Genomic DNA, 18763 nt, shown 5'->3' on the forward strand with positions numbered 1-18763 from the left:
ATTTCATTCCCTATTACAATTAACAGGGGAAACTTGATACCTTGTCTTACTGATTAGATTTCAATTGATACAGCGTGAGCGATACAAGGGATTGATTCATTTTGTTGCACAGTTAGTGGAGAAAGAAGTGCACCAGTTGCTACTAATAGAATTCTTTTATACATCCCTTTTTTCATTTCATTTAATAAATGTCCATACAGTACAGTAGCAGAACATCCCGCTCCACTGCCTCCAGATTGCACAGGCTGCTCATTTGTGTAAATTAATAATCCACAATCTTTCATTTTATTTTCATCGATCGCCAAGCCTTTTTCCTTTAAAAGCCCTATTGCCGTTTCTCTACCGATTTTCCCTAAATCACCTGTTACAATTAAGTCATAGTGAGAAGGATCCAAATTCAAATCTTGAAAATGAGTAAGGATGGTATCTGCAGCAGCTGGAGCCATTGCCCCACCCATATTAAAAGGATCTGCTAATCCCATATCTACAACTTTTCCAATTGTCGCAGAAGTTGTATACGGTAGTTGCTCATTTGATTGATTTTTGGTAACTAAGGCAACGCCAGCACCTGTTACGGTCCATTGAGCTGTTGGCGGCTTCTGACCACCATATTCCGTTGGATAACGAAATTGCTTTTCTACGGCTGCATTATGACTAGAGGCACCTGTTAAGACATTATTTGCCCCTTGATAGTTAACCATAAAAGAAGCAAGTGCTAAGCCTTCCATAGACGTTGAGCAAGCGCCAAATAACCCGAAATAAGGTATTTTTAAATCTCTTGCAGCAAAGCTTGAGGGCGTAATTTGGTTGATTAAATCACCAGCTAAAAAAAACTGTGTATCTTCTGGCTTGGTTTCTGCTTTTTTTAAAGCTGTTTGTGCCGCTTCTTCTAATAAAATGCGATGGGCTTGTTCATAAGAGGTTTTCCCCATCCATAAATCATCATGCAATATGTCAAAATCATCAGCTAGCATTCCATTTGCTTCAAAGGGACCGCCAGATACCCCGGTAGCTTTTATTACTGGATGATTTTGAAAAACCCAGGATTGTTTTCCCTGAAGCATTAGAATCCCCCCGTCATCATAATAAATATTGTTTTAATAAGCGCTACTACAAATGCAGAAAATACTCCGAATAAAATAACCGAACCAGCAAGTTTGAAGATATTTCCGCCAACTCCAAGTACAAATCCTTCTGTACGATGTTCAATAGCTGCAGAAATAATACTATTACCAAATCCTGATACAGGAACTGCGCTTCCTGCTCCTGCAAATTGTCCTAATCGATCATAAATTCCAAACCCCGTCAATAACATAGAGAGAAAAATAACCGTTGCTGTTGTCGGATTACTAGATGTTTGTTCTGTAAAATGAAAGAAATAAATATAGAAATAGGAAATGAGCTGTCCTATCATACAAATAAACCCGCCGACAAAAAATGCTTTTATGCAATTTTTTAGAACAGGCCGTTTTGTTTCATATTTTTGTTCGAATTTTTCATATTGCTGTTGTTCTGGTGTTTTATTCTTTTTTTTACTATCTGCCACTTTTTGCCCTCCTTACGTCAATTCATTATTTAGTTTAATAATTTCTTTTAAACGCTTTTCCGCTTTTTCTTTGCTAAAGTCTGGCTCTTGGGTTTTATCCCATAAGCGAATGGTTTCTAAGAAAATTTTAAAATCACTGGAAACCGTGAATTTTTCATCTGGATATTTTGATTTCAGCTTTTCTGTTAATTCTTTTTCAATTCGTTTCATTTTGAAACGGGCCATCTGCTTTACCTTATAGGCAACTAATGTATCCTTTTTCCCTTTAATCACAGCTACATCATAAATAGATGGCATCATACTTGTTTCTTCTTTTATTCCTTGGAGCAATTCCTCTTGACCGGCTGCTGTCTCCGTATAAAGAGCGATTGGAGCTGGATCTACCTTTTTCAGCATAGACCATCTGCTATTCGGAGTTTCTTTCTCACAACCAGTTAAGAATACACATATGCTAAAAATTAAAATATAAAAGGCGTACTTTTTATTCGTCATATTCTTCCCTTCCTATGTAAATGATGAATTGATGTATCTTTATTTTTTTCTTATTAAGCATTATTTATTAGATATTTCCAAAACAAAAGACATCCAATTTTTTCAAACTAACTTTTGAGTACAAAAAAAATACCCGCACAAAGTCGGGCATTTTGCTTATTTTGATAATTTTTTTCCACAATTACATCCAGATTTTTTTCTTTTGCTTTTAGTTGGTTGTGTTTTTTTTGGTTCAGTTACTTTAGGTACTTTTTTTCCTAGCAACTCCAATCCCTCCAATATAATTATCTATGCACGAATAATGTGCTTATCACATTGTATGATGGTCAAAACTGTATGTGTAAATAACCAGCCTACCTACTAGTAACTATTCAACAAACAGTCTTTGTAAAACAGCTTCTATCAAAGAAGCAGCTCCAGCTATGGCAAAGACGAGAACAAAAGGTTCACAAATGCTTGGAAAGAAATAATATAAAATAGTAAGAAAGATAGCAACCCACACACCAGTACACCAATAACAGCTGATTAATTCACCAAAAAACCCGCGAATCTTTCCTGATTTAGGAACAATATAAACTTCTATCTGCCCATCTTTATTTTGTTCTTTTACTTCTTCCAAGAAAATTCCCCGAATAAATTCTGTGATTTGATCAAAAACGATTAATCTTGTTAAACGAAAACTTGCCAAAATTAATAAAAAAAGCTCCATCCAATGGATATTCATCCAGATTCTCCTCTCTAATCGACCAAGATATTCAATACGAATGGTCAAACGCCCAAATTTTGAGAAAAAAGGCGTTTGTCCGTAACCCATAAGGCTCTTCGGCAATATGTTAGTAATGTAAGAAACATAAAGAAAGAAACAAACAAGGAGGAAAACAATTATGGGTTGTGGAAAAAAAGAAGATATTTACGGTACATCCAGCTGTGTTTGCGAAGTGGTTCGTGCCATTAAAGATATCCAAGATAACGCTGAAGACACTTGCGAATGCGAAACTAACTGTTTCTCAGAGCCGCTAGGATCCCTTGTATCTCCAACAAAGCGTAACAAAGCAGATACTCGTGTATTCGTTTTAAGCACTGCAGATGGCTCTCCATTCCATGCATTTTATACAGGTTCAGACTGCAACTGTGTATCCATCTTTTTCCGAGTAGAGGACGTATTTGATAACTGCTGCGCAGTATTAAGAGTTCTTGCTCCGATCGGTAAAGACAGAGAAACACTTGATATCGTAGGACACAAAGGAATCGACTTAAGCAAAATTTGTGAATTAGAAGGATTCCGTCGTACTTCAAGCTGCATAACAGTTGACTTAAAATGCTTCTGTGCTGTTCAATGTATCGCTGATGTTGACTTAAATATTTGTGACTAATAACGGAAATTAGTATATGTTTTATCTCGGAGGACGTCTTTTAGGCGCCTCCATTTTGTTTTACTCCTCTCTGTTTTCATTTTATGCGCAGAAAAAGTTTGCCATGTTACTAGACAAGTCTGATTCAAATCTGTTCACGAATTTGTTAAAAATAGGTTAATGAGAAGTCCAAAATTAATACCTTTTGTTTACGCTAAGGGAGTATGAAATAACTTATCCTTTCTGACTGATTGCGTAAAAGCAAGTTTTTTTTTGCTTTATGAAAAAATGGCATTCATTCGCTTTATGAACGCCTTTTTTCTTGCTCTTTTGTTCAAAAATAGCGTTCATTCACTTTATGAACGCAAATTTCCCCTTTCTCTCTTGCACTAAAGCGGCGTTCATTTAAAATAAATTCCCCCACACACATGCTACCTATAAATAAAAAAGGTTATTTCAATTTGATAAATGCTCGAAATATAGTAGTAAAACCACTATATTTTAGGCACAGAATCTAATTGAAATAACCCTCTTAATAAATAGGCATTTATATACCAATCATTCTTACTTCCTGAATCGCAGGTAAATTTAAAGTGATGGTGGTCTGATCCATTAACTTTATATCTACTTTATCTTCTTTTAAATCAATAACAAATCCACGAACATTTTCGTTAGCAGTTATAACCAGACACGGTACGGGCGGTAACTGTTTAGGAAAATTAAGTAAGTACTCCAATTTCTCGATAATTTCCATTTCTTTAAAGCTCTTCAATCGTTTAAAGGCTGGTTTTCTTGGCGTTTTTTCAGCCTGCTGCTCTTGATAATGTTGGATTTGTTCTTGGAGATTAGAAATTGTTTGTTTCTCCGCTCCTTCTTTTACTTGCTCTTTTTGCTCTTTTATTTCTTGTAGCATTTCTTCCTTCTGCTTTTTCTCCATTAGCTCTTTGTATTGTTTTTGTTTGGAAATTTTCGCAGAATAGCTGACTTGCATATTGCCTTCCATCATTTTTGTACCAGACAGAGAAAGCTGAGGCTTATCATTCTCACTATACATCAAATTTCACCTCCTAAAATAAACAACACAATTTTATAGGATTCATCCTAATGTATGCATGATTTGCCTAATATGTAACTTTAATTAACGAAAAAGGGATAATTAGTAGCTGGAGAGGAATGAATGAAACAAGAAAAGCACAAGCACCTGCTTACACGGACAAACTGGAAGTACACGTGAGGTTCCTGAGGTAAAATTAGTGCGTCAGTGAGCAGATATTGACTTAACGTAAATAGAGAACGAGTCATGAACCAGTAGCTCCTAAGTGCCGGGAGCTAGACACCAAATTAATGTGAGAAAACTTATACTTTCTAAAACGTTGAAAAAACAAAAGGCAACCAATCACCAAAATTAACGGATAGGTTGCCTTTACTTTAATGGAATTAACCAACAATATGAAAACCTGAGTCTACATGAATATTTTCTCCAGTAATTCCTCTTGCTAAATCACTGAATAAGAATAATGCCGTATCCCCTACTTCTTCTGGAGTAGTTGTTCTTCTAAGTGGAGAACGTTCTTCGATTTCTTTTAGAATCGAATTAAAATCACTAATTCCTTTTGCAGATAATGTACGAATTGGACCTGCAGAAATGGAGTTTACACGAATGCCTTCTTTTCCTAAATCAGCAGCTAAATAACGAACGCTAGCATCTAAAGAAGCTTTTGCTACACCCATTACATTGTAATTTCTAATCGCACGCTCTCCGCCTAAATACGTTAAAGTCACAATGCTTCCGCCTTCTGTCATTAGCCCTTTCGCTTCTTTTGCTACAGCTGTTAATGAATAAGAGCTAATATTATGTGCTAGCAAGAATCCGTCTCTTGTTGTATTCAAATAGTCGCCTTGTAATTCTTCTTTATGAGCAAACGCAATACAGTGAGCAATTCCATGAATTGTTCCGACTTCTTTTTTAATTGCTTCAAAGCATGTAGCAATCTCTTGATCATTTGTTACATCACATGCTAATACAATGCTATCTGTTGAATCTAAAGTAGCAACAAGGTCACGAACGCTTTTTTCTAATCTTTCCCCTGCATAAGTGAAAATTAAACGAGCACCTGCTTTATGCAAGGAAGTCGCAATTCCCCATGCAATACTTCTTTTATTTGCTACACCCATTACTACATAGGTTTTGCCTTTTAATGAAAAAGTCATTCTTATTCCTCCTATATACTATTACAAGTTATTAGTACCTAGTACTAATTTTACTACAAAAAAATAAAAAAAGAAAGCACTGTTACAATAGGCACTTTTATCAATTTTATGTTTTGGAAGGTGATTCTATTTCTCTTTTGCTTTTTTCTTGGACAAACGGCAGTGGTGATGCCTCTCTGTTACCTTTTCTCCCTGCATAAGGTAGCAATCCCTATTTACATCCAACTAAAAAGCTTTCTCCTCCTTTTATCCAAAAAGGAAGAAAAAGCTTCATTACTCGCTTATTTAAAATTAAATTCCAATTGCCGCTTTAATTCTGTTACATACTCATGTGAACCCGTTACAAGAAGATGGTCATGAAGCTGTAACTCCGTATCTCCATGAGGAATAACGAAATCAGACCCTCTAAAGATGCGAACGAAAATGACATCTCCAGTGAATGGGAATGAGCGTAAAGACATTCCTTCAAAATCTGTATTTCTTAATGTAATTTCATGTAATGATGTCTCCGTATTGCCAAGTAAAGCAAAAATATTTGGAGATTGTATTAGTGCTGTTAATAAAGCCTTCGTCGATGTCAACATGGAGAAAACCTCGATATCTTCTCTTCGTAACTCCTCTTCGTTCTCCATCGATTCCACACGACAAATAACTCGGTCCACTCCTGCCCTTTTTATCATAAGACTCATCTCAGCATTTAAGAGGGAATCTCCGGTCGAAACTACAACAATATCGGCTAAATAGATATCTGTTTGTTGAAGAATCGCTTCCGAATAATTTTCCAACTCAATAATTTCAAATAAGGAATCAGCAATTTGAAAATCCTGTTTTTCTTGTTTTTTATGATAGAAAGTGACATCATACAGAGTTGACTTCAATTCTTGATAAACTTGCATTGTTACTTGATTGACTCCAATAATAGAAACTTTTATCACTTTTTCTTGAACCACATCTTTCGGGAACAATTTTTTAAAGACTATTGGAGTAATAATACAAGAGATAATAGCAACTAGAATAAAGATTCCGCTCATTTGAGGTGTTATTATGTTTAATCGTTCACCAATTGTCGATGCTGCAATAACAAGAGACAAGGTTGATGTTAATAAAAACCCAGAAGCCACAATCGTTTTGTTATCATACCATTTTTTTAAATAGTAGATGGGTAATAACTTACTGACTAATAAGGCAATTAATAATAACGGAATAAATAGTAATAGTTTAGGGTCTGTGAATAACGACCATAAATCCATCTCGACACCAATCATCACAAAGAAAATTGGGATTAGAAATCCATACCCAAAGGAATCTAACTGATGAACCAATTCCTCATTTGGTGATAATAGTGACACTAGCACACCTGCCAAAAAAGCTCCTAAAATATGTTCCGCTCCGACAGATTCTGATAAAGCGACAAGAAAGATAATCAGTGCAAATACAGCTCTTGTACCGATTTGTACCGTTCCTCTTGAAAGAGTATCCATTAATTTATTATTTTTTATTCTTCTACCAACAAAGTACAGAATTAACCCTGCTACAAAAAGAATTAATAAGAGCCAAGTATTTCCCCCTGATTCATGGATAGACGCAAAAATGGCAAGTAAAATCATTGTGACTAAGTCTGCGATAACTGCCACAAGCAAGATAATTTGCCCAATAACAGACTTCATTATATTTGCTTCTTTTAAAGTAGGAACTACTACCCCTAAAGAAATAGTTGCAATAATTATCGTCATTAAGAAAGCACTCTCAACAAAACCAGCGAGCACAAATAAAAAGCTTAATCCGATTGATAGAACAAGAATGGCGGCAAAAATAAGCGATGCTGTCGGAAAGGATTTTGGCTCTAATTTTCCATTAGGAAGGGTTTCTCTTTTTTTCTTACTAGAAAAAGCGGAAAAATCTATCTCTAAGCCACTTAAAAACATTAAAAAGATAAAACCTAACGTTGATAGAGTCTCTAGCCACATATCCTGCTCCACTAGATTAAATCCACTTTTTCCGATTATTAATCCCATTAAAATTTCCGCGACAACCACTGGAATAATATTTAGTTTTAGCCGTTGAAGAATAATAGGTGTTAACAAGGCAACCGTAACAACGATAACTAGTGATGCAAAAGAAGCACCGTGTTCCATCGCTATCCCTCCTCTTTTTCTAATTGGTTAAATAGCTCATAAACATTGTTGCCATACCAAAATAAATCAAAATACTGATAATATCATTAATTGTTGTAATAAACGGTCCTGAAGCAACAGCAGGATCAATATTAAACTTGTGCATGATAAGAGGGATAATTGCCCCAGCTATTGTTGCTACAATCAAGGTTCCAAGAATGGAAATGCCGACTAGCATACCAAGAAAGAAATCACCCTTCCATACATACACAACCATTGTAACAAGTATTCCACAGATTGTTCCCGTAATGAAACCAGTCCCTGCTTCTCTTACAATTAATTTCAAACTACTTTCTTTTCCTATATCTCCTGTGGCGATTCCTCGAACAGCTACAGCTAGAGCTTGCGTTCCTGTGTTCCCAGCCATACCAGCTATTAATGGAATAAACACAGCGAGAATGGCAACTTGATCTAACGTTTCTTCAAACCGGCCAATAAGGCTTGCTGTAAACATACCGAGAAATAATAAAATGATTAGCCACGGGAGTCTTTTTTTTGCAGCAGAAAATGGATGCTGATCAACAAAATCCATGCTAGATACAGCAGCAAACTTTGAATAATCCTCAGATGCTTCCTCTTGTATAACATCAACAATGTCATCAATGGTAATTATCCCAAGTAATCGTTTTTGAAAATCAACAACTGGAAGTGCTAAAAAATCATAGTCCTGCATTTTTTTAGCTACCTCTTCCTGATCCTCACTTACCGAGACCGAATAAATACGATCGTTCATAATTTCTTTTATTAGAGTTTGATTATCACTAATGATTAGACTTCGTAAAGATACAACACCGACTAATTGTTTTTCTTCATTTACAACATAAATATAGTAAATCGTCTCTGCGTTTGGAGCCTCTCTTTTCAAAATTTCCATTGCCGTTTCTACTGTTTGTTCTGCCGATAAACTAATATAGTCTACAGTCATAATACTTCCTGCAGTTGATTCTTCATAATGCATCAGTGCTTTAATCCTTGCTGCAGTAGGTTGTTTCATTATGGCCAAATAACTTTCTACTTGCTCTTTATCTAAAACATTTAAAATATCGACAGCATCATCAATAGACATATTTGCCAAAGTCTCTGCTACATAATTAGGCAGAAGCTTGGAAAATATCGCTTGATACTCCCAGTTATCCATTTCTAAATTCGCAAACATTTCGGCAATTTCACTTGGAGCTAAATATTCAAACACTTGAGCTCTTTCTTCTATCTCCATTTCCTTAAAAAAGGAAGCTTGATCATAAGGATGTAAATCAAGGAAATTTTTTCGAAACTCCTGTAAGTTTTCATTTTGTAAAGAATGGAGAATGACACCACGCTGTGCTTCATTTGTTAATATTTTTTCTGACATTCGCTTTTCCTCCTCTCTTTTTGGAAAATAAATATGTTTTTTATAGTAACAAAAGATAGACAATTTGTCTTTTATTTTTATACATACATGTCATCACTTTATCTTTCCCCAAAACCAGAAACAATTAACAAAAATGCTAGGTACAGCAATGGGGTATAGTATAAAAAGAACAGGAAGGGGGATTTTATGAAACTGGATATCATCGGAGATATTCATGGATGCTATGAGGAGTTCAAGCAATTAACAGAAAAATTAGGATACACTTGGGAACAAGGTTATCCACAGCATCCTCAAGGAAGAAAGCTAGCGTTTGTAGGAGATCTAACAGATCGTGGTCCTTCTTCCTTATCCGTAATAGAAACCATTTATCTATTAGTGAAAAATAATTTAGCCTATTATGTGCCAGGTAACCATTGTGATAAGCTATATCGCTTTTTCTTAGGCAGAAATGTAAAAATCGCCCATGGGTTAGAAACAACAGTAGCGGAATGGGAGCAATTAAATAAAAAAGAACAACAAAGAATAAAGGGAATGTTTAAAGACCTATACGAAAATGCACCGTTATACCACATCCTTGATAATCAAAAGCTCGTTATCGCCCATGCAGGCATTCGCGAGGATTATATTGGCCAATATCATAATAAAGTAAAAACTTTTGTGCTTTATGGTGATATTTCTGGAGAAGTACATGCAGACGGTTCACCAGTAAGAAGAGATTGGGCTAAATATTATAAAGGCAATGCGACTATTGTTTATGGTCATACTCCGGTAAGAGAAGTAAGAGAAATTCAACGTACCTATAACATTGATACTGGTGTTGTCTTCGGAGGAAAATTAACAGCCCTCCAATATCCAGAGTTGACGATTAAATCTGTACCGTCGAGTCTGCCATTTATTGCAGAAAAATTTCGCACTTTTGAAAATCAACCAGTAGTCGTCAAACAAAGCCCATGAATACATCAAAGTCTAATAAAAAGGCTGTTTTCGTAAAGTATGTTGCGATTACCCGCAGCCGGAATACACTTCGCTTTCCCTGGGGGTCTCAGACTGTCTCGCTAATCCCCGTGGCGTCTTCGTGTATTCCGGCTGCTCCATTTTTCCAACTAATTCTTTTTTTCGATTAAAAAACAACAATCCTTTAGAAAACAGCCAATAAAAAAGAGTTAAAGATCTTTTAAGTGATCCTTAACTCTTTTTCATGCCTTGCTCTATCCTTTTCATATCATCGGGAAGAGCAACGGTAAATGTCAACGATTGTTTGGTTACAGGGTGGGTAAACTGGAGAAAAAAACAATGCAGAGCTTGACGATTAATCCTGTCTCTTTTCCCTCCGTATAAGTCATCTCCTAGAAGCGGATGCCCTTTATAAGCAAGATGAACTCGGATTTGATGTGTTCTTCCTGTCTCTAGTGATAATTCTACGAGTGAGAAATGCTTACCTTGTGACAATACTCGATAATGAGTAATGGCAGTTTGCCCATCTGCTCTTACTTCTCTTTTAATAATGCTATCTGAGCATCTGCCAATTGGCTCATTAATCGTATCATTTAATGGCGAAATTTCCCCTTCTGCAAAAGCGAGATATTTTCTTTTTACATCGCCGCCTTTTTGCTGTTCGCTAAGTAAATGATGGATGTGGCGATGCTTAGCAATAAGAACTAATCCAGATGTATCTCGATCTAATCGTGTAACAATATGGGTTGTTGATTCAATTCCATGTTTCAAATAGTAACCAACTAAAGCGTTAGCCAAGCTGCCAGTAGGATGCTCTCTTGAAGGAATAGTATTCATCCCATATTCCTTTTGTACAATTAATAAATACTCATCCTCAAAAATAATGTTTAACGGAAGTTGTTCAGGACTTAATCCACTGCTAGGTAGCTCAGGTGGAAAAAGAACTACTAATCGATCGCCACTTTTCAAAGTATAGCGCACATTTTCTTCGCTCTCATTTACAAGAATCTTCCCACCTTTAAACTTTATATCTGTTAAGGCAGCCTTGGAGATACTTTGCTTCTTTAAAAAATCTTTAATGGTAATGCCTGTTTCATGCTGCATAACCCACTCTAACGTAAAGCTCAAACTATCGCTCCTGTCTATTGCTTATTCCGAAATGAAAGAATCATGTACTCGTTTCCAGAACGGAAATGGACGAAACCTTGCAAACCTTACTTTTTCTTCTGCTACTCGATATTGAATCGAATGTACTTTTTTATGTAATAGATTCAAATGATCAATCGAAATTTGAAAATTAGGTTCATTAACTGGTTTAAGTACACAAGTATGATGTTTCGGCAATATTAATGGCGATCCTACTGTTCGAAAAACTCGATTATTAATAGATGCCATTTCCGCAAGCTGTATCGCTTCAATGGAAGGATGTACAATTGCTCCACCTAATGCCTTGTTATAAGCTGTACTTCCTGAAGGGGTCGATACACAAAGTCCATCCCCTCTAAATCGCTCGAAATGTTTTCCGCTCATTTCCACATCCATTACAAATGTCCCTTCGATACTTTTGACCGTTGATTCATTTAAAGCTAAGTATCTCGTTTCCTTCTCTTCATTCTGGTAACGCACAATCACTTCTAAAATAGGATATTCAATAATGTTATATGGCGTTTTTGCGATGGCAATCACTAGTTTTTCCAATTCAGCAGGCGTCCAGTCTGCATAAAACCCTAAATGACCTGTATGCATCCCCACAAATGCCGTCTTGTCTAAACGATTGCTATAACGATGAAAAGCGTAGAGAAGGGTTCCATCTCCACCTACAGAGATAACAATATCTGGCTCTTCTTCATCATATTCAAGTTCAAAATCAAGTAAATATTGTTTAATTATTTGGACTAAGTTTTCTGATTTCGAATCACCCTTTGAGGTAACGGCAAATTTCATAAGTTTGGTAGCTCCTCTTCTCAGTTTAGAAATGCAGAATATAAAATGAGTTTCTTTTGAATTACTAAGAAAACACTAATTATTCTTGTCATTTTCTTTTTTACGATTAAAGAAAGCTTGTGCATCTTGAATTTCTCCCCGGATTAAAGACATTTCTTTATCCAAACGAAAGGCACCTTCGGCAGCTCCCTGTAACCTCATTTTAATATCTTCTGGAAATTGCCCTTTATATTTATAATTCAATGAGTGCTCAATCGTCGCCCAAAAATTCATTGCAAGCGTACGAATTTGAATTTCGACTAGGAGTTTCTTTTCCCCATTGATGGTTTGTACAGGATAGACAATTACCACATGATAGGATCGATAGCCGCTTTCTTTTCTATGTAATATGTAATCTCGCTCTTCAACAATTTCGAAATCATTTCTTTGTCTTAATAGTTCAACTACTCTTATAATATCGTCAACAAATGGACACATCATACGGAGTCCTGCAATATCCTGCATTTCCGTTTCAAGTTTGTCTAAAGGAATCCCCTTTTCATTTGCCTTATCCAATATACTTGCAATCGGTTTTACTCGCCCTGTTACAAATTCTATTGGAGAATGGTCATCTTCATGATCAAATTGACGTCTCATTCCTTTTAGTTTAACCTTTAGTTCCTCCACTGCTAACTTGTAGGGAGCCAAAAATTGATCCCATTGTTTCATATATAACACCTCATTTCCAAGGTTCTTTTCAGACGAGGTATTTCTTTTATAGAAGATTTGTTAATTATTTCTTATTCTTATCTAACAGGAGGAATGCCAACATTCTAAACTGCAATTATACTAATTCCTGTTTAAAAAAAATCTAACAAATCATTGTAGAAAAATGGATGAAACTGCTTTTTCCATATCCTCTCCATAATTTCCATTTCCTCGAATATTTTCAATTAAATATTCTATTTCCTCTTTAAAGCTTTCTAGCAATATTTCCCCATTTGCATCTTTTACAAAAAAGGCATCATTTGAATCTACTGCTTCTTTACAGTCCTTCCATACCTTTTCCGGAATTTCCAGATAAACATATTCGTTTTCTTTTTCAAGTAAATATATAAACGCAAGAGAATCAGAATCAACAAGGATTTGACCACATGCTTTCGTACTTTCTAGAATTGCATTCTCTTGCAATTGAAATACCAGTTCATTTTCCCTTTTTATTGTCTCTTTAATCTTCCATTTTTGCTTCATAATTCACCCTCCAACTATGCATATTTTACCACAATCAAAAGAATTATCATAGAAAAGCGGAAGAGCCTGATTAGCGGTGTACAAACTGGAAGGATATCGACTGAGATAAAGGAAACACGATGAGCAACAGCGAATCGATGTTGACTTATCGTAGGGAGGTAGCCTGAAGTTTGCTAACCGCTAGGCGCTGTAGCTAGACATATAGAAAAGCGGAAGAGCCTGGGTAGCGGTGTACAAACTGGAAGGATATCGACTGAGATAAAGGAAACACGATGAGCAACAGCGAATCGATGTTGACTTATCGTAGGGAGGTAGCCTGAAGTTTGCTAACCGCTAGGCGCTGTAGCTAGACATATAGAAAAGCGGAAGAGCCTGGGTAGCGGTTTATATAACAAAAAATGAATGTAATAAGACCCTAAAAGAAAATCGTCAATAAAATAGCATGTTTGGCAATCACACTTTATAATAATAGACAAGTCATTTTGGAAAGGATTTATTTATGTCTCATAATCAAAACATTGAAATAGAATTTAAAAATATGTTAACAAAAGAAGAATACGCATTGCTCCTAACTCATTTTCACATTCAAAAAGAAGAACTATTTGAGCAAGAAAATCATTATTTTGATACAAGTGATTTTGCTTTAAAGAAGAATCATTCTGCTCTAAGGATTCGCAAAAAAAAGGAAGATTATGAATTAACTTTAAAGCAGCCACATCGCGACGGACTTCTTGAAACAAATAAAATTCTTTCAAAGGAGGAAAGCGACGCTATTTTCGCAACTGGGAAAATAAATGATGAACAAATCTCTGGTCTTTTATTAAATATGAACATTAACCCAGCCTCCATATTATATTTTGGTAGCTTACGAACAATTAGAGCAGAAAAACAAATTGGAAATGGTTTACTAGTTTTAGATCATAGTTTTTATTTAAAAAAGGAAGATTATGAGTTAGAATTTGAAGTAAGCAATCGGGAAAAAGGAGAAATATATTTTACAGAGTTATTATCTACCCTAAAAATTCCCGTTAGAAAAACGAAAAACAAAGTCCGTAGATTTTATGAAGAAAAATATAAACAGAAATAACCTTAATTTATTTAATCAAAGTACAAATTAAATCACTTAAAAACAGATTAATCTTTTACACCCTGATATGTAGCAATAAAGATTTTCACACTCTTTATTGCTTCTATTTTGTTAGCTACAAAAGCGTTTTAGATTTTGTTATTTTAAGAAGTTGCTAATAGACGGAGGAAAGCAATGAAAATTGATCAATTTAAAGTAATGCTTGAACTCCAAGCTTTACAAGGTTTAAATTCAACAAACACTACCAGTAATGCATCTACTCTCTTCCAAGATTTTCTCAGTAATATGTTGACATCTGAAACAAATTTAACAAATTCAATCGAAAACAATACATTAGGAGCATCTTCCACACCTTTAGGATTAGCGAATAATGTTTCCCTTCTGCCACTAAGTTTAACTAAGCTGAATGCTTCATCGTCATCCACCACAGATTTCGATGAAATGATTAGAACAGCAGCGGAAAAATATAATTTGCCTGAAAAACTAATAAGCTCTGTAATCAAAGTAGAATCCAATTTCAATCCAAATGCAACTAGCTATGCTGGTGCATCCGGTTTAATGCAACTAATGCCAAGTACAGCAAAATCATTAGGAGTACAAAATGTATTCAATCCATTGGAGAACATTATGGGCGGAAGTAAGTATCTAAAACAAATGTTAGAAAAATACAGTGGAAATGTCGAACTTGCTTTAGCTGCATATAATGCAGGACCAGGTAATGTAGATAAGTATGGGGGTATTCCGCCTTTTAAGGAAACACAGAATTACGTCACTAAAGTGACACAGCATTATATGGCATAATTTTCATCTCGATCTATTTACAAGCTATTTATTTGTACAATGAAATGTCGATTGTTACAATATAATTAAAGTAACGATATAAAAGAACAATAAAGGAGTTTTAAATATGGTCGAGAACATGTCGACACCTTATGAACGAATTGGTGAAGCCACATTAAATAAACTTGTAGATTTATTCTACAATCATGTTGGTCAACATCCTGACCTAGCTCCTATCTTCCCAGAAGATTTAACAGAAACAGCTCGTAAACAAAAACAATTTCTTACACAATTTTTAGGTGGTCCAACTCTTTATTCTAATGAACACGGTCATCCAATGCTAAGAGCGAGACATTTACCTTTCCCAATAACAGAAAAACGTGCACTAGCTTGGTTAGCTTGTATGGATCAAGCTATGGAAGAAGTAGAATTAGATAGCAAACTACGAGAAGAGATTTTTTCAAGACTCGTGCTGACAGCAAAACATATGATTAATTCGGAGGAAATCGAAACTAAAAAAGGTGATAACACGTGATGGAAAAAGACTTTTCTGTATCCAAGCCGAAAACAGCTGATGACAATTGCCAAGAAAGCAAACCACTCGAAATATATATGTTTATCGACCCACTCTGTCCTGAATGCTGGGCGCTTGAGCCTATTATGAAAAAATTGCAGATTGAATATGGACGATATTTCTCCCTTAAACATGTATTAAGCGGTAGATTATCTGCCTTAAATTGTAGTAAGAAAAGTAAGTATGCGAATATCGCTGAATTTTGGGAAAAAACCGCTAGTCGTTCAGGGATGTCATGTGATGGATCTTTATGGTTTGATAATCCAATCATTTCTCCTCATTTGCCTTCCATTGCACTTAAAGCAGCAGAATTGCAAGGACGGAAATCTGGTATGAAGTTCTTACGAAAATTACAAGAGCTATTATTTTTGGAGAAAAAAAATATTGCTACATTTGAAGTTCTTAAATCGTGTGCTAAAAGTGTGGGAATTGATGTAATAGAATTTATAGCTGATATTCATTCAAACAGTGCAGCTAAGGCATTTCAGTGCGATTTAAAAATCACCAGAGAAATGGAAGTAAATGAAATTCCCACACTCGTCTTCTTTAATGAAAATATCGAAGAAGAAGGAATTAAAGTGACAGGTTATTATCCATATGAGGTATACGTACAAATTATCGAGGAAATGCTGCAAATCCAACCAGAAAAAGCAGCTCCACCACCGCTTGAAAACTTTTTAGAATGTTTTAAGTTTGTCGCTTCAAAGGAATTATCTGTTGTTTATAATAAATCGATTCAAGAAATTGAAAAAGAAATGAAGAAGTTACAATTACGACAATTAGTAGAGCAAATACCAGCTAAATACGGGGTATTTTGGAAATATATTGGTTAAAAATGGGGGATGTGGCTATCTATTAAGATGCCATGTCTATTTTTTTATATAGTGTATTTTAATTATAGGAATGTCAATTTGAATAAAAATAAAAAAGGACTTGCTGTCTCAAGGCAAGGCCTTTTTTATTTTTACGAACAAAGGGGATGGGAGAAATTTTTCACGGTCAAACAAAGGGGTATAAGTTTGTTTGTGATTAACTTCACAACTAAATAGTATCATAGATCGATAATTTTCTGCAATACACCTGGTACTTTGTTCACAAAAATGTCAAAATTAAAAGATAAAAAGAAGAACCAAATGAAAAAACGAGCAAAAGAGCTGCCTCTCTTACTCGTTTTTCCATTCTAAAGACTATTGAAGCTCATTCAATAAGCTTTCCATTTCATTTAATTTCTCTTCAAAAACCTTACATGCTTCTTCAATTGGTGTTTTGCTTGCCATATCTACTCCAGCTTTTTTCAGTACTTCAATTGGATAATCAGAACTACCAGCCTTTAAGAAATCGATGTATCGTTCTACTGCTGGGTTTCCTTCCTCTAAAATTTGTTTACTTAAAGCAGTTGCAGCACTATAGCCTGTCGCATATTGATATACGTAGAAATTATAATAAAAATGTGGAATTCGAGACCATTCCAAACCAATTTCTTCATCTATAATGATATCTTCTTCTCCAAAATACTTCTGATTTAATGCATAGTATTCTTTTGTCAATAAGTCTGCCGTTAAAGGCTCGTTATTACTTGCTTTTTCATGAATTAATTGCTCAAATTCAGCAAACATTGTTTGGCGGAATACAGTTCCTCTGAATCCTTCTAAGAAATAATTGAGCAAGTATAGACGTTTTTGTTTATCCGTAATGGTTTTAAGCAAGTAATCATTTAATAGTGATTCATTACAAGTTGAGGCTACCTCTGCAACAAAAATTGAATAGTTTCCATAAGGATATGGCTGGGATTTTCTTGTATAGTAGCTATGCACAGAATGACCAAACTCATGGGCTAATGTAAATAGATTGTTTACATTGTCCTGCCAGTTCATTAGAATATATGGATTTGTACCATATGCTCCTGAAGAATAGGCACCACTTCTTTTCCCTTTATTCTCATGGACATCCACCCAGCGGTTTTCAAATCCTTCTTTTAAAATAGAAGCATACTCTTCTCCGAGAGGAGCCAATCCTTTAATGACTAAGTCTTTTGCTTCTTCATAAGGTATTTCCATTTTCACATCTTTTACCAATGGAGTATATAGATCATACATATGGAGCTTATCTACACCTAAAACCTTTTTACGCAGCTTCACATAGCGATGCAATAATGGTAAATTTTTATTAATCGTTTCCACAAGGTTTTCATATACTTGTTCTGGAATATTGTTACCAGCAAGTGCCGCATGTCTTGGTGAATCATAATTTCTAATTTTTGCGTTAAAGGTATGATTTTTTATTTCTCCACTTAATGTTGAAGCAAACGTATTTTTAAATTTACCATACGTATCATAAACTGCTTTAAAGGCATCACGACGTACACGTTGATCCGCACTCTCCAAAAAGCGTGTGTATCTACCATGTGTAACCTCTACTTCTTCTCCATTTTCGTCTTTAATGCTTGGGAATTCCAAGTCAGCATTATTTAACATTCCGAACGTGTTGCTAGATGAATCCAATACCTCTGAAGCTTGGGCAAGTAACGCTTCCTGTTCTGCATTTAAAACATGTGGACGTTGTAGATTAATCTCTTCTATCGCCTTCTTATAAAGCTTCAGTTCTTCCTTTTCTTCTAAAAAAGTATTTATGACTTTTTCATCAATCGATAATAACTCAGGAACGATATAAGCAAGTGCACTTGCAGCATGTGCATATAAGCTTTTAATACGACCTTCTACTCCTTGATAAAAGCTATTTGTTGTATCCTGGTCGTAGCGCATATGTGCATATGTATATAATATCCCAAGCCTTGATAGTAGCTCATCTTGATATTGTAAAGCTTCATAAAGTACATCAGCACTATCAGCAAGCTTGCCCTGATATTCGGTAGCCTTTTGTGATAAATTCTTTACTTCTTCAAATTCTTTGTCCCATTCTTCATCACTTGCGAAGATATCCTCTAATCTCCAAGTATCTTCTGCTGGAACCTCATTACGTAGTGGTAATTTCTTAACACCTGTTTCTGTTGACATGCTTCATCCTCCACTCTATTATTTCGCCATACGAATATAAACCTTACTACATAT

19 protein-coding genes are annotated in these 18763 nt (G+C 35.3%); 6 read left to right on the forward strand and 13 right to left on the reverse strand.

Annotation, left to right across the window (positions count from 1 at the left end; translation table 11 throughout):
- Positions 1-53 precede the first annotated feature (53 nt).
- The 4 genes from spoVAD to NST60_RS04425 all read right to left on the reverse strand — a co-directional run bounded on the left by spoVAD (position 54) and on the right by NST60_RS04425 (position 2762).
- Complete coding sequence (gene spoVAD, locus NST60_RS04410) at positions 54-1064, reverse strand: stage V sporulation protein AD (RefSeq protein WP_016204341.1); 1011 nt, start codon at positions 1062-1064, stop codon at positions 54-56.
- Positions 1064-1546 (reverse strand): stage V sporulation protein AC, encoded by a 483-nt coding sequence (spoVAC, locus tag NST60_RS04415; RefSeq protein ID WP_212121797.1) that lies wholly within the window; start codon positions 1544-1546, stop codon positions 1064-1066. The genes spoVAD and spoVAC overlap by 1 nt, the downstream gene beginning before the upstream one ends.
- 12 nt (positions 1547-1558) lie before the next feature.
- The gene (locus NST60_RS04420; protein ID WP_016204339.1) at positions 1559-2038 is read right to left on the reverse strand and encodes a hypothetical protein; all 480 of its coding nucleotides are present in this window, start codon (positions 2036-2038) and stop codon (positions 1559-1561) included.
- A gap of 367 nt (positions 2039-2405) precedes the next feature.
- Positions 2406-2762: a DUF1360 domain-containing protein gene (locus NST60_RS04425; protein WP_341098248.1), complete on the reverse strand. Its 357-nt coding sequence runs from the start codon at positions 2760-2762 to the stop codon at positions 2406-2408.
- A gap of 160 nt (positions 2763-2922) precedes the next feature.
- Here NST60_RS04425 and NST60_RS04430 point away from each other — a divergent pair, with 160 nt between their 5' ends.
- Positions 2923-3411, forward strand: coding sequence for a CotY/CotZ family spore coat protein (locus tag NST60_RS04430; RefSeq protein ID WP_016204337.1), 489 nt, complete (start codon positions 2923-2925; stop codon positions 3409-3411).
- 526 nt (positions 3412-3937) lie between these two features.
- On the opposite strand, the gene NST60_RS04435 is transcribed toward NST60_RS04430, so the two are convergent.
- From NST60_RS04435 to mgtE, 4 genes are all read right to left on the reverse strand, one after another.
- On the reverse strand, positions 3938-4444 hold the full coding sequence (locus NST60_RS04435; protein WP_341098249.1) for a CotO family spore coat protein: 507 nt from the start codon (positions 4442-4444) through the stop codon (positions 3938-3940).
- Positions 4445-4827: 383 nt separating this feature from the next.
- Positions 4828-5601, reverse strand: a complete 774-nt coding sequence (fabI, locus tag NST60_RS04440) for an enoyl-ACP reductase FabI (RefSeq protein ID WP_341098251.1) — start codon at positions 5599-5601, stop codon at positions 4828-4830.
- Between the two features lie 281 nt (positions 5602-5882).
- The gene (locus NST60_RS04445; RefSeq protein WP_224427370.1) at positions 5883-7736 is read right to left on the reverse strand and encodes a monovalent cation:proton antiporter family protein; all 1854 of its coding nucleotides are present in this window, start codon (positions 7734-7736) and stop codon (positions 5883-5885) included.
- A 19-nt stretch (positions 7737-7755) separates the two neighbouring features.
- Complete coding sequence (mgtE, locus tag NST60_RS04450; protein ID WP_016204333.1) at positions 7756-9126, reverse strand: magnesium transporter; 1371 nt, start codon at positions 9124-9126, stop codon at positions 7756-7758.
- 186 nt (positions 9127-9312) lie between these two features.
- On the opposite strand from mgtE, the gene prpE reads away from it, so the two are divergent.
- On the forward strand, positions 9313-10080 hold the full coding sequence (prpE, locus tag NST60_RS04455; protein WP_169188135.1) for a bis(5'-nucleosyl)-tetraphosphatase PrpE: 768 nt from the start codon (positions 9313-9315) through the stop codon (positions 10078-10080).
- 231 nt (positions 10081-10311) lie between these two features.
- Here prpE and NST60_RS04460 read toward each other — a convergent pair whose 3' ends face one another.
- From NST60_RS04460 to NST60_RS04475, 4 genes are all read right to left on the reverse strand, one after another.
- Complete coding sequence (locus NST60_RS04460) at positions 10312-11208, reverse strand: RluA family pseudouridine synthase (RefSeq protein WP_016204331.1); 897 nt, start codon at positions 11206-11208, stop codon at positions 10312-10314.
- 21 nt (positions 11209-11229) lie between these two features.
- Positions 11230-12024 (reverse strand): NAD kinase, encoded by a 795-nt coding sequence (locus tag NST60_RS04465; protein ID WP_016204330.1) that lies wholly within the window; start codon positions 12022-12024, stop codon positions 11230-11232.
- 75 nt (positions 12025-12099) lie between these two features.
- Positions 12100-12732 (reverse strand): GTP pyrophosphokinase, encoded by a 633-nt coding sequence (locus tag NST60_RS04470; protein WP_169188134.1) that lies wholly within the window; start codon positions 12730-12732, stop codon positions 12100-12102.
- A 150-nt stretch (positions 12733-12882) separates the two neighbouring features.
- On the reverse strand, positions 12883-13254 hold the full coding sequence (locus NST60_RS04475; protein WP_016204328.1) for a UPF0738 family protein: 372 nt from the start codon (positions 13252-13254) through the stop codon (positions 12883-12885).
- Positions 13255-13753: 499 nt separating this feature from the next.
- Between NST60_RS04475 and NST60_RS04480 the strand changes: the two genes are divergently transcribed.
- From NST60_RS04480 to NST60_RS04495, 4 genes are all read left to right on the forward strand, one after another.
- Positions 13754-14341, forward strand: coding sequence for a CYTH domain-containing protein (locus NST60_RS04480; RefSeq protein WP_341098253.1), 588 nt, complete (start codon positions 13754-13756; stop codon positions 14339-14341).
- Between the two features lie 174 nt (positions 14342-14515).
- Positions 14516-15142: a lytic transglycosylase domain-containing protein gene (locus tag NST60_RS04485; RefSeq protein ID WP_169188132.1), complete on the forward strand. Its 627-nt coding sequence runs from the start codon at positions 14516-14518 to the stop codon at positions 15140-15142.
- A 106-nt stretch (positions 15143-15248) separates the two neighbouring features.
- Entirely contained in the window at positions 15249-15656 is a 408-nt protein-coding gene (locus tag NST60_RS04490) for a globin domain-containing protein (protein WP_016204325.1), read from the forward strand.
- The gene (locus tag NST60_RS04495) at positions 15656-16528 is read left to right on the forward strand and encodes a ClpXP adapter SpxH family protein (protein ID WP_016204324.1); all 873 of its coding nucleotides are present in this window, start codon (positions 15656-15658) and stop codon (positions 16526-16528) included. Before NST60_RS04490 ends, NST60_RS04495 begins: the two co-directional genes overlap by 1 nt.
- Before the next feature lie 354 nt (positions 16529-16882).
- On the opposite strand, the gene pepF is transcribed toward NST60_RS04495, so the two are convergent.
- Positions 16883-18709 carry an oligoendopeptidase F gene (gene pepF, locus NST60_RS04500; protein ID WP_169188131.1) on the reverse strand — a complete coding sequence of 609 codons (1827 nt, stop codon included), beginning with the start codon at positions 18707-18709 and terminating at the stop codon, positions 16883-16885.
- Positions 18710-18763 lie beyond the last annotated feature (54 nt).

Origin of the sequence: Niallia sp. FSL W8-1348 (genome assembly GCF_038006745.1) — a bacterium.
GTDB lineage: Bacteria > Bacillota > Bacilli > Bacillales > Cytobacillaceae > Niallia > Niallia alba.

Bases quoted from the DNA above. Each gene is read 5' to 3' on its own strand.
- spoVAD (WP_016204341.1), bottom strand. From the start codon at position 1,064: ATGCTTCAGGGAAAACAATCCTGGGTTTTTCAAAATCATCCAGTAATA.
- NST60_RS04420 (WP_016204339.1), bottom strand. From the start codon at position 2,038: ATGACGAATAAAAAGTACGCCTTTTATATTTTAATTTTTAGCATATGT.
- NST60_RS04425 (WP_341098248.1), bottom strand. From the start codon at position 2,762: ATGAATATCCATTGGATGGAGCTTTTTTTATTAATTTTGGCAAGTTTT.
- NST60_RS04430 (WP_016204337.1), top strand. From the start codon at position 2,923: ATGGGTTGTGGAAAAAAAGAAGATATTTACGGTACATCCAGCTGTGTT.
- NST60_RS04435 (WP_341098249.1), bottom strand. From the start codon at position 4,444: ATGTATAGTGAGAATGATAAGCCTCAGCTTTCTCTGTCTGGTACAAAA.
- fabI (WP_341098251.1), bottom strand. From the start codon at position 5,601: ATGACTTTTTCATTAAAAGGCAAAACCTATGTAGTAATGGGTGTAGCA.
- NST60_RS04445 (WP_224427370.1), bottom strand. From the start codon at position 7,736: ATGGAACACGGTGCTTCTTTTGCATCACTAGTTATCGTTGTTACGGTT.
- mgtE (WP_016204333.1), bottom strand. From the start codon at position 9,126: ATGTCAGAAAAAATATTAACAAATGAAGCACAGCGTGGTGTCATTCTC.
- prpE (WP_169188135.1), top strand. From the start codon at position 9,313: ATGAAACTGGATATCATCGGAGATATTCATGGATGCTATGAGGAGTTC.
- NST60_RS04465 (WP_016204330.1), bottom strand. From the start codon at position 12,024: ATGAAATTTGCCGTTACCTCAAAGGGTGATTCGAAATCAGAAAACTTA.
- NST60_RS04470 (WP_169188134.1), bottom strand. From the start codon at position 12,732: ATGAAACAATGGGATCAATTTTTGGCTCCCTACAAGTTAGCAGTGGAG.
- NST60_RS04475 (WP_016204328.1), bottom strand. From the start codon at position 13,254: ATGAAGCAAAAATGGAAGATTAAAGAGACAATAAAAAGGGAAAATGAA.
- NST60_RS04480 (WP_341098253.1), top strand. From the start codon at position 13,754: ATGTCTCATAATCAAAACATTGAAATAGAATTTAAAAATATGTTAACA.
- NST60_RS04485 (WP_169188132.1), top strand. From the start codon at position 14,516: ATGAAAATTGATCAATTTAAAGTAATGCTTGAACTCCAAGCTTTACAA.
- NST60_RS04490 (WP_016204325.1), top strand. From the start codon at position 15,249: ATGGTCGAGAACATGTCGACACCTTATGAACGAATTGGTGAAGCCACA.
- NST60_RS04495 (WP_016204324.1), top strand. From the start codon at position 15,656: ATGGAAAAAGACTTTTCTGTATCCAAGCCGAAAACAGCTGATGACAAT.
- pepF (WP_169188131.1), bottom strand. From the start codon at position 18,709: ATGTCAACAGAAACAGGTGTTAAGAAATTACCACTACGTAATGAGGTT.